Annotated in this window: 16 protein-coding genes; 10 read left to right on the top strand and 6 right to left on the bottom strand. The window is 61.7% G+C overall.

Translation table 11 applies throughout. From position 1 onward, the window contains the following. Positions 1–166: 166 nt before the first annotated feature. Both QDT79_RS15975 and QDT79_RS15970 read left to right on the top strand, forming a co-directional pair. Positions 167–1,405 (top strand): NAD(P)/FAD-dependent oxidoreductase, encoded by a 1,239-nt coding sequence (locus tag QDT79_RS15975; RefSeq protein WP_130018281.1) that lies wholly within the window; start codon positions 167–169, stop codon positions 1,403–1,405. A 126-nt stretch (positions 1,406–1,531) separates the two neighbouring features. Continuing rightward, complete coding sequence (locus tag QDT79_RS15970) at positions 1,532–1,825, top strand: Rdx family protein (protein WP_004928553.1); 294 nt, start codon at positions 1,532–1,534, stop codon at positions 1,823–1,825. A gap of 6 nt (positions 1,826–1,831) precedes the next feature. On the opposite strand, the gene QDT79_RS15965 is transcribed toward QDT79_RS15970, so the two are convergent. Beyond that, positions 1,832–2,773: a LysR family transcriptional regulator gene (locus tag QDT79_RS15965; protein WP_063989839.1), complete on the bottom strand. Its 942-nt coding sequence runs from the start codon at positions 2,771–2,773 to the stop codon at positions 1,832–1,834. Positions 2,774–2,870: 97 nt separating this feature from the next. Here QDT79_RS15965 and QDT79_RS15960 point away from each other — a divergent pair, with 97 nt between their 5' ends. From QDT79_RS15960 to QDT79_RS15930, 7 genes are all read left to right on the top strand, one after another. Beyond that, positions 2,871–4,070, top strand: coding sequence for an MFS transporter (locus tag QDT79_RS15960; protein ID WP_308316732.1), 1,200 nt, complete (start codon positions 2,871–2,873; stop codon positions 4,068–4,070). Between the two features lie 105 nt (positions 4,071–4,175). Beyond that, complete coding sequence (locus QDT79_RS15955) at positions 4,176–4,670, top strand: TIGR00645 family protein (RefSeq protein ID WP_149559347.1); 495 nt, start codon at positions 4,176–4,178, stop codon at positions 4,668–4,670. Between the two features lie 175 nt (positions 4,671–4,845). Further along, positions 4,846–5,301, top strand: coding sequence for a 3-hydroxyacyl-ACP dehydratase FabZ (fabZ, locus tag QDT79_RS15950; protein WP_308316731.1), 456 nt, complete (start codon positions 4,846–4,848; stop codon positions 5,299–5,301). 30 nt (positions 5,302–5,331) lie between these two features. Then, entirely contained in the window at positions 5,332–6,120 is a 789-nt protein-coding gene (locus QDT79_RS15945; protein ID WP_308316730.1) for a spermidine synthase, read from the top strand. Between the two features lie 80 nt (positions 6,121–6,200). Beyond that, on the top strand, positions 6,201–6,395 hold the full coding sequence (locus QDT79_RS15940; RefSeq protein WP_004928567.1) for a ribbon-helix-helix protein: 195 nt from the start codon (positions 6,201–6,203) through the stop codon (positions 6,393–6,395). Between the two features lie 141 nt (positions 6,396–6,536). Then, positions 6,537–6,938 (top strand): VOC family protein, encoded by a 402-nt coding sequence (locus QDT79_RS15935; protein ID WP_063989835.1) that lies wholly within the window; start codon positions 6,537–6,539, stop codon positions 6,936–6,938. Then, positions 6,938–7,477, top strand: coding sequence for a dihydrofolate reductase family protein (locus QDT79_RS15930; RefSeq protein WP_308316729.1), 540 nt, complete (start codon positions 6,938–6,940; stop codon positions 7,475–7,477). Before QDT79_RS15935 ends, QDT79_RS15930 begins: the two co-directional genes overlap by 1 nt. Here the strand turns inward: QDT79_RS15930 and QDT79_RS15925 are convergent. From QDT79_RS15925 to QDT79_RS15915, 3 genes are all read right to left on the bottom strand, one after another. Continuing rightward, positions 7,462–8,859, bottom strand: a complete 1,398-nt coding sequence (locus QDT79_RS15925; protein WP_308316728.1) for an MFS transporter — start codon at positions 8,857–8,859, stop codon at positions 7,462–7,464. The genes QDT79_RS15930 and QDT79_RS15925 overlap by 16 nt on opposite strands. A 113-nt stretch (positions 8,860–8,972) precedes the next feature. Beyond that, positions 8,973–10,040: an oxidoreductase gene (locus QDT79_RS15920; protein WP_063989832.1), complete on the bottom strand. Its 1,068-nt coding sequence runs from the start codon at positions 10,038–10,040 to the stop codon at positions 8,973–8,975. 12 nt (positions 10,041–10,052) lie between these two features. Continuing rightward, positions 10,053–10,802: a DeoR/GlpR family DNA-binding transcription regulator gene (locus QDT79_RS15915; RefSeq protein ID WP_063989831.1), complete on the bottom strand. Its 750-nt coding sequence runs from the start codon at positions 10,800–10,802 to the stop codon at positions 10,053–10,055. Positions 10,803–10,950: 148 nt separating this feature from the next. On the opposite strand from QDT79_RS15915, the gene QDT79_RS15910 reads away from it, so the two are divergent. Then, positions 10,951–11,826, top strand: coding sequence for an alpha/beta hydrolase (locus QDT79_RS15910; protein ID WP_063989830.1), 876 nt, complete (start codon positions 10,951–10,953; stop codon positions 11,824–11,826). On the opposite strand, the gene QDT79_RS15905 is transcribed toward QDT79_RS15910, so the two are convergent. Together QDT79_RS15905 and QDT79_RS15900 are read right to left on the bottom strand one after the other, a co-directional pair. After that, positions 11,753–12,970: an MFS transporter gene (locus QDT79_RS15905; protein WP_308316727.1), complete on the bottom strand. Its 1,218-nt coding sequence runs from the start codon at positions 12,968–12,970 to the stop codon at positions 11,753–11,755. The two genes, QDT79_RS15910 and QDT79_RS15905, sit on opposite strands and share 74 nt — an antisense overlap. Next, entirely contained in the window at positions 12,961–14,127 is a 1,167-nt protein-coding gene (locus tag QDT79_RS15900; RefSeq protein WP_308316726.1) for a serine hydrolase domain-containing protein, read from the bottom strand. Before QDT79_RS15900 ends, QDT79_RS15905 begins: the two co-directional genes overlap by 10 nt. Between the last annotated feature and the right edge of the window lie 39 nt (positions 14,128–14,166).

The raw sequence follows: 14,166 nt of genomic DNA, 5'->3' as shown, positions 1-14,166 counted from the left end.
TGCCAATTATTAACGATCAGTTAACCGACAATGTCAAATAACTTATTTCGATTTGTTATTACATATAGCAAAATGGAATATATGATTTTTTATATAACCACAAGTTCTATGAATTCGCTTTTAATCTGGACGGCAACCCCCTACTTTCTTATGAAAGGAGGCCTGCATGAAATCAGAAAAAATAAACACCCAGAAAAGCGTCGTTGTTATTGGCGGCGGCTCATCCGGAATAGGTATCGCGGCAAGCATAAGGAAGCGAGTTAAAGACATTGATATAACGGTCGTGGAGCCTAACGACTGTCATTATTATCAACCGGCATGGACTCTGGTGGGCGGCGGGCTCTTTGATATCAATAAAACACGGCGCTCCATGCGCGCTGTCCTGCCCTCAGGAACCGCATGGGTACAGGATAGCGTTGTCAGGATTGAGCCCCGTCAGAAATACATCGAGACCCGCCAAGGTCAGAAAATAAACTATGATTTTCTTATTGTTGCGTGCGGCCTCGTTTTACGCTGGGATAAAATAGAGGGCCTTGAAGACACCCTGGGATTAAACGGCGTCACGTCTAATTATCGCTTTGATCTTGCCGAATATACCTGGAAACTGGTCCGGGAAATGAAAGGCGGCCAGGCGATATTTTCCCAACCAATGTTACCTATAAAGTGTGCCGGCGCACCGCAAAAAGCCTTGTATCTTTCATGCGACCACTGGCGCCGTCAAGGCATCCTGAATAATATTAACGTCAATTTTTGCCTTGCGGGCGCGGCGGTTTTCGGCATTCCGCAATTTGTCCCCCCGTTGAGCGAGTATTTGGAAAAATACCGTGCGCAGGTCAATTTCCATCATCATTTAATCCGTGTTGATGGCAAAAATCGGCGAGCGACATTTGCCGTAGAGACAAATGAAGAGGGAAAACGCGAGTTAACCCTGCCCTTCGATATGCTCCACGTGGTGCCGCCTCAATCGGCCCCGGCGTTTATTTCTCAGAGCGGGCTCGCTGAGGGATCAGGCTGGTGCGATGTGGATAAATTGACGCTGCAGCATAGGCATTGGCCGGATATTTTTGCGGTAGGCGACTGTTGCTCAACGCCAAACGCCAAAACCCTGGCGGCAGCCCGAAAGCAGGTGGTGGTGGTGGCGGAAAACGTCGCGGCGCTGATTCATGGCGCGCCTCTCACTGCCCATTATGATGGTTACGGTTCCTGTCCGTTGACGGTCGAGAAAGGCAAAGTTGTGCTGGCGGAGTTTGGCTATGACGGTAAATTGCTGCCCACGTTTCCCCTGCTCGACGCAACCCAGCCCAGCCGTCTGGCCTGGTGGCTGAAAGCCTGGTTTTTACCCCGTTTTTATTGGGCGGGCATGCTGCGTGGGGTTGAATGGTTTGCCGGCAGCAAGCGGCCGTGACGCACCCTCAGCCCCCTTGCCGCTCTGGCCGCAGCAGACGCTTGACTATTTGGCGAGACAAAGCCACCATCGCTTGCAAGTCCCTCAGGCTGAGTGCAAGCCGTTACCACTACCGGTCGATCATCGATGAAAAATGCCCCCGCAGTGACGATCCACTACTGTTCACAATGCAACTGGCTGCTGCGCGCCGGCTGGATGGCGCAAGAGCTGCTGAACACCTTCGGCGACGATCTCGCCTCCGTCACCCTGATGCCGGGCACCGGCGGGGTCTATCAAATCAGCGTCGATGGCGTGATGATTTGGGATCGCAAGATTGACGGCGGCTTCCCCGATGCGGCGCAGCTAAAGCAGCGGCTGCGCGATCACAGCTTCCCCGATCGTTCTCTCGGCCACAGCGACGGTAAAAAAGCCAGGCACTGAAGGCCGTCAGCGCCCCGTCGGCGGCTGCGCGCCGATAATGCGCGGCATCGTTTCTTTCATCATTTCCATGAATTTACGTAAACGCGCGGGATAATAGCTGGCGTAGGGATACAGCAGGTAGATAGGCAGTGGCTCGGCTCGCCACAGGGGTAACAGCGTCTGCAAGGATCCTCGCGTCAATTCTTCTTTCACCACCCAAGACGACACGATCGCTACGCCCAGCCCTTCCAACGCCGCTTTGCGCGCCGCATAAAGGCTGTCGGTGCTCAACCTGGGCGCAATATCGAAACGCCGCTGTTCGCCGCTGGTCGCGTGGGTCAGGACGACCTCATTGCGATAAAAACTGTTTACCGCCAGCCACGGCAATGATGCCAAATCATCGAGATTGGCGATCGCCGGTCGTCCAGCCAACAGTGCGGGTGACGCCACCGTGCTACGCGGCACTTCCGCCAACAGTACCGCCACTACCGAAGGATCGGTCACCGCGCCCACATGAATGGCGCAGTCAACGCCTTCGGAAATGAAGTCGGGAGAGTGATCGTTGAGTGTCCACTCCACGCTGGTTTGGGGATAGCGGCGCAGATACTCCCCGAGCGGCCCGATCAGCTGATCCTGCCCAAAGGCGTGCGGAGCGCGCACGCGCAGTGCGCCGACCGGTTCGTCGCGCGCGCCGCGCAGCGTATCTTCCAGACTTTGCCATTGCGCGAGCAGGCCACGCGCTTGCTGATAGCAGCGTTCGCCATCATCGGTAAGATGGAGCGCATGCGTCGTCCGTTGGATCAACCTGGCGCCCAACAGCTGTTCCAACGCCCGCAGACGTCGGCTGATGGTCGGCTGCGAGGTGCCCAGCTGCTGCGCCGCCGCCGACAGGCTCCCGCTCTCGACAATACGCACCAGGGTTTGCAGCAGGTTTATACGGTCGCCGTTGGACAAATTAATTTTATTCATACGCATTACGTATAACAGTTTTACCCGCATCGGGTCTACCCACCGATAACATTCACGACAAAAATAGCCGCACATCCACCTTGCCAGGAATTATCGAATGAGCCTTTCACCCACCGGCGGTGCGCTTTCTGCCAAAACCGTTTTCCTGTTGGCCACCGGTGCCGGTCTTAGCGTCGCCTCTATTTACTACAGTCAGCCGATGTTGAGCGTCATGGGCGCCGACTTCCATGTCGGCGTTGGCGATACCGGATTCGTGCCGACCCTGACCCAATTGGGGTATGCCTTGGGTATTTTCTTGCTGGCGCCGCTCGGCGATCGCCACGATCGCCGCGGGATCATTCTGGTGAAGGGCGTGCTGCTGGCCATGATGCTGCTGTTGTGCAGCCTGGTTTCCTCTTTTTCGCTGCTGTTGCTCAGCAGCCTGACGCTCGGTCTGGCTGCCACCGTCGCGCAGGACATCATCCCCGCCGCTGCCGCTCTGGCTCCGGACGCCCGACGCGGTAAAATTGTCGGCACTGTGATGACCGGGTTGCTGGCCGGTATTTTGCTGTCGCGTGTGTTCAGCGGGCTGGTCGCCGATTATTTCGGCTGGCGCAGCGTTTATGCGCTAGCCGCGCTGGCTGTTTTACCGATCACGCTGGTGATATGGCGAGCTTTGCCGCGCTTTCAGCCACACAGCACGCTGAGCTACCCCGCCTTGCTGCGTTCGATGAGCCGGCTTTGGGCCGCCTACCCTGAATTGCGGCGCGCAGCGTTGTCCCAGGCTTTTTTGTCCGTCGCCTTCAGCGCCTTCTGGTCCACGCTCGCGGTGATGCTGGCCGATCGCTATCAGCTGGGCAGCGCAGTCGCCGGCGCGTTCGGCCTGGCCGGCGCAGCGGGTGCACTGGCTGCACCGTTGGCGGGTAGTTTGGCTGACCGACATGGCCCTGACGCCGTCACTAAAATCGGCGCTGCGCTGGTAACGGTTTCTTTCGCCCTGATGTTTTTATTGCCACTGCTACCGCAATCGGCACAATTGGGACTGATCGCGCTGAGCGCCATCGGGTTTGATCTCGGCATTCAGGCCACGCTGATCGCGCACCAGACCATTATTTACGGCCTCGATCCGGCTGCCCGCAGCCGCCTTAACGCCGTTTTGTTCACGTTGGTGTTCATCGGCATGGCCACCGGCGCCTTACTGGGCAGCCGCGTACTGGAACACCTGGGATGGCCGGGCGTAGTGGCGCTGACGACGGCCGCGGCGGGCGTTGCTTGGCTGATCCGCATGACGCGCCACTCTTTGCGTGCAACAGCCTGATCCGCGCCGTGATAGGCGCTCGGATAACGCAACCGGTTGATTTCGCCCGGGTCTCCTGCGTTATACTGAGCGCTCTTTTAGCCACGTAATTAATAAAATTTTATGATTGAACGCTTGCTCGAAAACACGATGTACGCCTCCCGTTGGCTGCTCGCACCGGTTTATGTCGGCCTTTCACTGGCCCTGGTCGCCCTGTCGATCAAGTTTTTTCAGGAGATCCTGCACGTCCTGCCCAACATTTTTTCTATCGCCGAAGCCGATCTGATCCTGACCCTGCTGTCGCTGGTCGACATGGCGCTGGTGGGCGGGCTGTTGGTCATGGTGATGTTCTCCGGGTATGAAAACTTCGTCTCGCAGCTGGATATCACCGAAGGGAAAGAAAAACTGAGCTGGCTGGGTAAAATGGACGCCACCTCGCTGAAAAACAAAGTCGCCGCCTCCATCGTCGCCATCTCTTCCATTCACCTGCTGCGGGTGTTTATGGACGCCAAGAACGTGGCGGACAACAAGCTGATGTGGTATGTGATCATCCATCTCACCTTCGTGCTGTCCGCTTTCGTGATGGGCTATCTGGATAAAGTGACCCGCTCCAAGCACTAAAACGCACTGCCACACCCGGTCGTCATGATCGGGTGCCTCCCTCACGCCCCCTTCTTCGCCGTCGTTTTTCATCTGGCACATCTGATGATAATTTTATTATAATGTTATTACACTCATCATGGACTGAACGCCGGCCCTCGCACCGGTTTCGCCGCAGACAGGATCACGCTCTCCCATGCCATTGACTGGTCACCCCCTGCAATTCAGCGATATTCAGGCGATTTTGCCTCATCGTTATCCCTGCCTGTTGGTCGATCGCGTGCTGCCCGCCGGCACCTGCATTGCCGAAGGGAGGCTGAGCGCCATCAAGAACATCACCGCCAATGAGCCGACGTTCTGGAACGGCCACGCGCACTTCGCCGGTTTTCCCGGCGTGCTGTTGGTGGAAGCGCTGGCGCAAAGCACCGGTCTGTTGGCCCATTACTATCTCGGGGCGCTGAACGAGGGGGAGCATTACTATTTCGCGTCCATTCAGCGCGCGCGGTTTTATCGCGCCGCCCGCCCCGGCGACCAGGTGCTGATGGAGGTCGCCTTTGTGCGCCGCCGTGGGGCGATCGCCCGCTTTACCGGCCGCGCCAGCATCGACGGCCGGCGCATTTGCACCGCCGATTTCATGTGCGCCCGTAAATAGGCCGCTTGCCGAAGGAGCCCTGCGAATACCATGTCTCTGGTTGACAGCTTACTCAAAACCCTCGATTTCTCTCCGCGCGGCCAGGTGATCGCTCGCGAAACCGACGCCTGGGGCGAAATCATCGTTTCCGACCACAAGGACTATCGCACGCTACGGTTTGACGGCATCTGCGAACAGAGCAAGATGAGCCTCAGCAACCCCGCGCAGCCGATCCACAACTACATCAAAGCGATGCTGATGGCGGTGGCCTGGCAGCCGCCGGCCTCGGCGTTGATTTTGGGGTTGGGCGGCGGCAGCTTGCTGCGTGCGCTGCACGCACTCGATCCGGCGATGCGCCTCGACGTTGTCGAGCTGCGCGCTGCGGTGATCGCCGTCGCGCGCCGCTATTTTACGCTGCCGGCCACCGACACCATCAGCCTGCGCACCGCCGACGCTATGGACTTTGTGCGCCCGCCCGTCGAGACGCGTTACGATCTGATCTTCTCCGATCTCTATTCGGCGTTCGCCATGGATCCGCAGCAAGGCACCCAGACATTCCTGGAAAACTGCGCCGCGCGGCTGAATGACGGCGGTTGGCTGGTGCTGAATTATCACGATCTGCCCGACGAAAGCAGCCTGCTGTACCACAGCCTGCACCGGATATTCGGCACCGTATTGTTTTGCGTCGCCCCCAGCGGCAACGTGATCATTTACGCCACGCCGGGCAAGGTGACGTTGCCGCTGAGCGCGCTGCGCAACCTGGCCGCCGGCAGCGGCGAGCTGTTCAACTGCGAACTCGGCTACCTGTCGCGTAAAATAGAGCGGCTGCATTTCCGCTAAAGACGAGCGGCGACGCGGTCTGGCTGGCCGCTTCGCCCACGTGGTATTATCATTCAGTTATCATTCTCTGGAGGATCCTGATGGAAAAGAAAACGGCGCGGCTAACGGTGCTGATTGACCCGGACAAGAAGAAAGCCCTGGAAGAACTGTGCCTGCAGCAGGACGTCACCCCTTCCCAGGTGGTGCGCCAGCTGATCCGCGATTATCTGCACAAGCATCAGGTGGACTATCCCAGCCAACCGACTCACGCCAATCCGCGCGTCGAAAGCAATTGAACGGCGGCCTGTCCCGCCTACCGTGAAGCGCGCTTTGCCCCTGCGCGCGTCCCTAATCCGAATCCTCCGTTGCGGTCTGTCCATTCTGCAATATCGCTGCTACTGTTTCCGTTCATACTCTCTCTTCGGAAAGGAAGCGCCATGTTCAGCCATATTACCGTCGGCGTCAGCGATCTGGACGCCGCCGCCGCCTTCTACGACGCCATTCTGTTGCCGCTGGGATTACAGCGGCGAGAAGTGACGCCGGACGGCGGCCCCGCTGCCCGCTGCTGGGTGAGGCCGGGCCAAACGCTGCCGCGTTTCTACGCCTACCAACCCTTCGACAGGCAGCCCGCCAGCGCCGGCAACGGCAGCATGCTGGCCTTCCTCGCCGCCGATGAGCTGGAGGTCAAACGCGCCTACGCCGCTGGCCTGCTGGCGGGCGGCAGCAGTGAAGGCGAGCCCGGCGAACGCGCGCATTACGGCAAGGGTTATTTCGGCGCTTACCTGCGCGACCCCGACGGCAACAAGGTCCATGTGGTATACCGTGGAGATCTCGCCTGATGAAATGTTCGGTTTATATCGCCACCAGCGTGGACGGGTTCATCGCCGGTGCGGACGGCGACATCGACTGGTTGCTGCGCCCCGAGTACGCGGTTTCGTTACTTAACGGTCTGAGCTATGAGGCGTTTATCGCCGACATCGACGCGCTGGTGATGGGCCGCCATACCTATGAAAAAGTCCGCGCCTTTCCCGAGTGGCCCTATGGCGACCTGCCAGTGGTGGTGCTGTCGACGCAGCCGCCCGCACAACAAGATACCGGACACGTTCGCTGGATGACTGGCGAACCGATGGCCATCGTGACGCAGTTGGCCGATCAAGGCTGCCGTCACCTGTATATCGACGGTGGCCAGACCATCCAGCGCTTCCTGCAGGCCGGGTTGATCGACGAGCTGACGATTACCCGCGTGCCGCTGCTGCTGGGCGGCGGCATTCCCTTATTCGGCGCCGCTGGCCCGGAGCAGCGCCTGCGCCTGCTCGCCGTCACCCCCTCGGATAACGGGTTCGTGCAAGAACGCTACGCGGTTCAGCGCGCGTCGTAACGCAGCATCAGCCGGCGGCCGCCGAGGGCGATGAGCAACGCCGCCAGTGCCAACAGCGACGCCACGCCGTAGGTCATCTGCATCCCGTAAGCCACGGCCGCCGCCGCGGTGCCCGCTACCCGCAGCGAAGCCAGATAAAACAGCGCCCCCATCGCCGAAGCGCCGGTGATCGCCCCGAGATTGCGCGCCAGATTCACCATGCCGGCGATAAGCCCACGTCGCTCGGGAAACAGATCCTTCATCAGCATGGTGTTGTTGGCCACCTGAAACAGCGCATAGCCGGCGGTCAGCAGCGCGATGGGGGCGACATAGCCCAGCACGCCCCAGCGGCTAAGCAACGACAACAACGCCGCCCCGGCGGCCACCGCCGCCAGCCCAAACTGGGCGATGCGCTGCGATCCAAAACGATCCACCAGATAACCGGCCGGAATGCCGGTCAGGATAGCCACCGCCGGCCCCGCCGACATCACCAGCCCGACCTGCGCGGCGCTAAGCCCCAGCGCGCGTGACAGGTAGAACGGGCCGACCACCAGCGTGGCGGTCATGACCGTCATCACCAGCGCGCTGGCCGCCAGCCCCGCCGTCAGGGCCGGATGGCGGAACATCGTCGGCGCCAACAGCGGCGATGCGGCGCGGCGTTCCACGCCGATGAACAGCGCCCCCGCCAACAGGGCCCCCAGCATCAACGCCAGGTTGAGCGCGCCGAAATTGCCGCGCCCAAGGGTCATCGCCAGCGAATAGCAGAGCAATGCGCCGCCCAGCAGCAGCGTACCGGCGCGATCGAACGGTTCCTGGCGCGCTGCCGGGCGTGCCCCCTCCGGCAAGTATCGCCAGGCGAGCCACAGCGCCAACAGGCCCAGCGGCAGATTGATCAGAAACATCGCCCGCCAGCCGAAACCGGCGATCAGCGCGCCGCCCAACGACGGCCCCAACGCAGTACCCACTGCCGACATCGTGCCGAGCAGCCCCATCGCACGGCCGATTTTTTCCGTGCCCAGCGCTTCGCCCGCCAGCGCCATGGCGATCGACATCATGACCGCGCCCCCCAACCCCTGCGCCAGGCGCGCCGCCAGCAGCAGCCAAAGCTGCGGGGCCAGCGCACAAGCCAGCGAAGCGGCGGTAAACAGCGCGATACCCGCCAGCAGAAGCCGGCGGCGATTAAGGCTGTCGCCCAAGCGGCCGATGCCGATGATGCAGGTGGTGACGGCCAGCAAATAACAGAGCAATACCCACTGTGCCGCCTGGAACGAAGCATGGAACGCGGTGGCGAGCGCCGGTAGCCCGACGTTGGCGATGCTGATACCGAGCGATGACAGTAGCATGCTCAGAGACAGTGCGGCCAATATGCCGCGGACGCCCTGCGGCGAAGGATGGGATAACATGATAAACACTCCTGACATAGACTGAGGGTTAGCCTATGCCAGGGGTTGGGATGGCGGAAGACGCACGGCATGCACTGTATCCATGCGTCTGACGCCTTATCTGACGCGAGCCGTTACCAGGCGGCGATCTCCGCCTCGGTGAGCGGCAGAGTTTGGGTGACGCCGGTTTCCGCCGCCAGGGTGGCCGCCTCCAGCACCGCCATCACTGCCAGCGCCTGCGGGGCGGTAACCGGATTGCTGCCGGCGCCGCGCAGCGCGTCGCGCACCTGGACGTAATACTGACGCTGATCGCCATCCGGCGTCGGCAGCGTGCGTACCGGCTCTGTGCCGATAAACAGGCTCATCGCGTCGTCGTCTTTGCCCCACTCCGCCGAACCCGGCGTCACGCCGGCCAGCAGTTGGCTCTCCTGCCCGTCGGCGCGCGCTTTGACCACGCTGCCTTTCTCGCCGTGCACGGTAAAGCGCGACACGCCGCCCGCCACCAGCATGCTGCCGTGCAGGATCACGCGGTGCGTCGGGTAGTTGAGCACCACGTGGGCCCAGTCGTTAATCTGCGCGTTGGGGCGCAGCGTGGCGATGTTGGCCTGCACGCTGTGCGGCAAGCCGAACAGCTGCAGCGCCTGATCGACCATGTGCGGCCCCAGATCGAACCACAGCCCGCTGCCCGGCAGGTTCTGCTCGCGCCAGCGCACCCGCACTTCAGGGCGGTAGCGATCGATGTGCGACTCAAAGTGCGTCACCTTGCCGATCAGCCCCTGTTCGATCACCTGCTTCACGCCCAGGTAGTCGCTGTCCCAACGGCGGTTCTGGAACACCGACAGCAGGCGTTCGTGTTTTTCCGCCGCCGCAATCAGCGTGCGCGCCTGCGCCAAATCCAGCGTAAACGGCTTATCCACCACCACGTGCTTACCCGCCTCCAACGCGGCCAGCGCCAGCGGCGCATGGGTGTCGTTCGGCGACGCGATCACCACCAAATCCACCTCCGGCCGGCGGATCGCCTCCAGCGGATCGGCGATCACCTGCGCGTGCGGCAGATCGGCATGCACCTTGGCGGCATCGCGCGAAGCCACCACGCTCAGTTCCAACCCCGGCACCGCGTTAATTAGCGGCGCGTGAAACGCCTTGCCGACAAAGCCGTAGCCAATCAGCGCCACCTGCAACGGTCGAGCGGTATCGTTCATCAGTGTTCTCCTCTAGCGGTCGTCGGCGACGACACAAAGTTCAATCAATGACTGTTCGTCCAGGTTGTCCCACGGGCGATCGGTAAACAGGCGTTGGATCTGCGCCAGATCCGCAACGTGATGCGGTTCGCAGCGATCCAGCTTCATATGGTCGGCCACCAGCCAGCGCTCGCCGCTGTTGGCCAGCATGGCGCGTTTGACCTCTGCATCGGCCTCTTCGCCGGCGCTCAGCCCCAGCTGCGCATGCACCGCACAGGCGCCCAGCAAGGCGATATCCGCGCGGTAGCGCTGCAACAACGCCAGGGTGGCGCTGCCGGCGAACAGCCGCTGGCGCGCATCCCACTGGCCGCCAAGCAGAATCAGGTTGATCTCCGGCCTGTCGCTCAAGCACTGCGCGATATCCAGCGAAGCGGTAATCACCGTCGCCGGCCCGCGCAGCGCCTGCGCCACCGCCAGCAGCGTACTGCCCGCATCCAGCATCAGGGTGCTGCCGGGTGGGATCTGCGCGGCCACCGCGCGGCCGAGCCGCTGCTTGACCTGCGGCAACAGCGCCGCGCGCGCCTGGCGCGGCATATCGGACGGTTCGAGCGCGATCGCCCCGCCGTGATGTTTCTGCGCCAACCCTTGCCGCTCGAGATCGGCCAGATCGCGGCGCACGGTATCGACCGAAACGCCGATGGCGCCGGCCAATTCCGCCACCGCCGCCTGCCCGCGTTCGCTGAGCAAATCCAGTAAATGGCGCTGTCGTGCCGCTTTGTGCATGGGTTTATTCCGCAGTAAAAAGCATAAAACAGCAATATACAGCAGAAAACAGCATCAGAGAAGCCGCAATGATGCGCACCGGAGATCAAACATCTTTTCCCCTGCGGGACGATGATGAAGGCATAACGCATAACAATCCGGAGAAGTGATGAGCATCGATCTGACGTTTGAAGACCTGAGCGCACGCGCCATGCAATACAACGCCCGCGCTTCGGTGGAGGATTTTGACGCCTGCATGGCGGAATACGCCGCGCTGGCCCAGCGCGCCAGGGCGCAGACACCCGGCATTTACGACCTGCGCTACGGCATGAGCGCCGCAGAGCGCCTCGATCTGTTCCCGGCCTGCACGCAGCCCGCCCCGCTGCTGATCTTTATTCATGGCGGCTACTGGCATTCGCAGCGCAAAGAGGAAGCCTGTTCGATGGCCGCCGCGTTTGCCCGTCGCGGCGTGGCGGTCGCCACACTGGAATACACGCTGGCGCCTGAAGCGACGCTGGCGGAGATCGTGCACGAGGTGCGCAGCGCCGTCGCCTGGCTTTATCATCACGGGGCACCCTTCGGCATCGATCCGGCACGCATTTTCGTCAGCGGCAGTTCGGCCGGCGGCCACCTGTGCGGCATGCTGATCGCCGACGGCTGGCAGCCACGCTATCGCCTGCCGCCCGACGCGATCAAAGGCGCGCTGGCGCTGAGCGGCCTCTACGATTTGCGCCCGCTGTGCGATATCTACATCAACGACTGGCTGCACCTGACGCCCGAGCAGGCGCAAACCCTCAGCCCGCTGTTTTTACTGCCGGCGAAAGACCATGCGCCGCAGATATTGCTCGACGTCGGCCAGCGGGAAACCCAAGGGTTTAAAAACCAGACGCAGGCCTATTATGACGCCTGCCTGGCGCGCGGCCTCGACGTCCAACTGCTGGCCGATCGCCACTGCAATCACTTTACGTTGGTCAACGAACTGGCCGATGCGGAAAGCGCGATGTTTCGGCAGGTGATGGCGATGATTGACGCAACGCAAGCGTAGCCTGCCGTTGCAGCCATAGCCTGGCGGCGATCGCGATCGCCGCCAGTGCGGCAAACATGGCACCGCACAGCAGGCTGCCCTGTAGCCCCCAGGCGGCGATAAACCAACCGCCCACCAACGACCCCACCGCCACGCCCAGGTTGATAAAGGCGATATACAGCCCGGTGGCGAACGCCGGCGCCTGCGGCGCTTCGGAGGTCAGCCAAATCTGCGTCACGATCAAACCGCTGGTGTGCGCCGCCCCCCAATACAGACAAAGCGCCGTCATCGCGCCGATATTCGCGCTGCCGTAGCGATACAGCAGCGCATAGGCCGCCATCAAGGCTATCGGATGCAGCAGCACCGTCACCGCACGATGGCGGCTCAGCCATCTGCCGGCCAACAGGTTGCCCACGACGCCGCCCACACCGAACGCCACCAGAAGCAAGCCGATGACGCCGTCGCTGAGGCCGATTTCACGGCTGAGGTACTCGGCCGCGTAAGCATAGACGGCAAACATGGCGGCAAAGATCAGCACGCAGGTAGTGATATTCAACCACAGCGTGCCGCTGCGCAGGATTGCCAACTGTTTGCCGTAGCTGAGACGCTGCACGGCCGTATCAGGCAAGCGCCACAGCAATCCCAGCGCCGCCAGAAGGTTGACCAGCGCGCAAAACCGGAACGACGCCTCATAGCTGAACTGCCCGGCGATCCATTGCGTCAACGGTATCCCCAACACCATGCCCATGCTGGTGCCGACAAACGCATAAGCGGTTGCTTTGGTGGCCTGATGCGGCGGATAAAGCGCCGCGGCCGCCACCATCGCCAGTGAAAAGTAGATCGGATGAAACAACGCCGGCAAAATGCGCAGCAGCATGAGCATGGCGAAGCTGTCGGCCTGCGCGGCCAGCGCGCTGGCTACCGCAAACACGGTCAACGCGATCAACAGCATGCGTTTGCGATTGAACCGCGACGCCAGCAGCACCAACAGCGGCCCGAACAGCGCAATGGTCAGGGCGAAGACCCCGACCAGCCAGCCGGCCTGCGCCGTGGAGATGTCATAGCGCACGATGATCTGCGGTAAGATGCCCACCACGCCGAACTCGATGCAGTAAACGCCGAACAGCCCCAGCGCGATGAAGAAAATCGGTGGCATCAGGCCCATGACGGCACTCCCGTGGCGGCATAAACCGCCTGACAAATCTCGCCGACAAAGGTGCCGGACATCCCTTCCAGCGCCGTGTTGGTAAACGCCACCACGCTGAGCTGCCGGGCAGGATCGACGAACCACGAGTGGCCATAGGTGCCGCCCATTCGCCAACTGCCCACAGACTCCGGCGTTTGCGCAGCGACAGGATCTTTCAGCACGGTGATACCCAGGCCGAAGCCGCGCCCTGGCCAAAACGGCATCGGCAGATCGCCGATTTGGTTGGTGGTCAGCGCCGCCACCCAATCAGCCGGCAGCACCTGCCCGCCCCCCTGGCGCAACGTTTCCAGCAGGCGCAGGAAATCCTCGGCCGAACCGACCATGCCGGCGCCGCCGGAGGCGTACGCCTGCGGATCCAGCGCACGCGCCGGCGACAGATGAAAACCGGCGCTGCCGTCGATGAACGGTAAACGATCCGGCTGGCGCAGGCGGCGTGGCTCGCCGGGATGGTCAGCGTAAGCGGCCGCCAGGCGCGCGGCGTCCACCGCCAGGAAATCGGTATCCGTCATCGCCAGCGGCCCGGTCACCCATTTTTTGACCGCCTGCGCCAGCGGCAGGCCGCTCGCCCGTTCAATAACCGCGCCCAACACATCGGTGGCGATGGAATAACGCCACTCCGCGCCGGGCGGTGCCAGCAACGGCGCGGAAGCGATACGCCGCACATTTTCCGGCAGGCTGAGCGCCGCCTCATCCATCCCGTCGGAGACGCCCAATCGGGCGTAGCATCCGCCTTCCGGCTGAAAAAAACGGTAGCTTAGCCCGGCGGTGTGGGTCATCAAATGCCAGAGCGTCATCAACGGTTGGGTGCCATCCGCCAGTCGCGGACGAAAATCCGGCAGCCAGCGGGTAACGGGATCGTCCAATTGCATGTCTCCTCTCGCCATCATCGCCAGCGCCGCCGTGGACACGATCGGTTTGGACACCGAAGCCAGCCGAAACAGCGTATTGCACGCCATCGGTTTGCCCGCTTCGCGATCTGCCATGCCCGCCGCGCGTCGATAAACGATCTCACCGCCCTGCGCCACCAAAACGACCGCGCCAACCAATCGTTTTTCGCGCAAGGCTTTCTCTATCACGCCGTCGATCGCGTTGGCGGAGGATCCGTATTCACTCATCTTTATTGCTCCAGGTAGTCAGCCCATGCTGTCGCCACC

Source organism: Serratia marcescens (assembly GCF_029846115.1).
Lineage (GTDB): Bacteria > Pseudomonadota > Gammaproteobacteria > Enterobacterales > Enterobacteriaceae > Serratia > Serratia marcescens_L.
The sequence above is the reverse complement of the archived record's forward strand: the minus strand, read 5'-3'. Positions and strand labels throughout refer to the sequence as shown.

Bases quoted from the DNA above. Each gene is read 5' to 3' on its own strand.
- QDT79_RS15975 (WP_130018281.1), top strand. From the start codon at position 167: ATGAAATCAGAAAAAATAAACACCCAGAAAAGCGTCGTTGTTATTGGC.
- QDT79_RS15970 (WP_004928553.1), top strand. From the start codon at position 1,532: ATGAAAAATGCCCCCGCAGTGACGATCCACTACTGTTCACAATGCAAC.
- QDT79_RS15965 (WP_063989839.1), bottom strand. From the start codon at position 2,773: ATGAATAAAATTAATTTGTCCAACGGCGACCGTATAAACCTGCTGCAA.
- QDT79_RS15960 (WP_308316732.1), top strand. From the start codon at position 2,871: ATGAGCCTTTCACCCACCGGCGGTGCGCTTTCTGCCAAAACCGTTTTC.
- fabZ (WP_308316731.1), top strand. From the start codon at position 4,846: ATGCCATTGACTGGTCACCCCCTGCAATTCAGCGATATTCAGGCGATT.
- QDT79_RS15945 (WP_308316730.1), top strand. From the start codon at position 5,332: ATGTCTCTGGTTGACAGCTTACTCAAAACCCTCGATTTCTCTCCGCGC.
- QDT79_RS15940 (WP_004928567.1), top strand. From the start codon at position 6,201: ATGGAAAAGAAAACGGCGCGGCTAACGGTGCTGATTGACCCGGACAAG.
- QDT79_RS15935 (WP_063989835.1), top strand. From the start codon at position 6,537: ATGTTCAGCCATATTACCGTCGGCGTCAGCGATCTGGACGCCGCCGCC.
- QDT79_RS15930 (WP_308316729.1), top strand. From the start codon at position 6,938: ATGAAATGTTCGGTTTATATCGCCACCAGCGTGGACGGGTTCATCGCC.
- QDT79_RS15925 (WP_308316728.1), bottom strand. From the start codon at position 8,859: ATGTTATCCCATCCTTCGCCGCAGGGCGTCCGCGGCATATTGGCCGCA.
- QDT79_RS15920 (WP_063989832.1), bottom strand. From the start codon at position 10,040: ATGAACGATACCGCTCGACCGTTGCAGGTGGCGCTGATTGGCTACGGC.
- QDT79_RS15915 (WP_063989831.1), bottom strand. From the start codon at position 10,802: ATGCACAAAGCGGCACGACAGCGCCATTTACTGGATTTGCTCAGCGAA.
- QDT79_RS15910 (WP_063989830.1), top strand. From the start codon at position 10,951: ATGAGCATCGATCTGACGTTTGAAGACCTGAGCGCACGCGCCATGCAA.
- QDT79_RS15905 (WP_308316727.1), bottom strand. From the start codon at position 12,970: ATGGGCCTGATGCCACCGATTTTCTTCATCGCGCTGGGGCTGTTCGGC.
- QDT79_RS15900 (WP_308316726.1), bottom strand. From the start codon at position 14,127: ATGAGTGAATACGGATCCTCCGCCAACGCGATCGACGGCGTGATAGAG.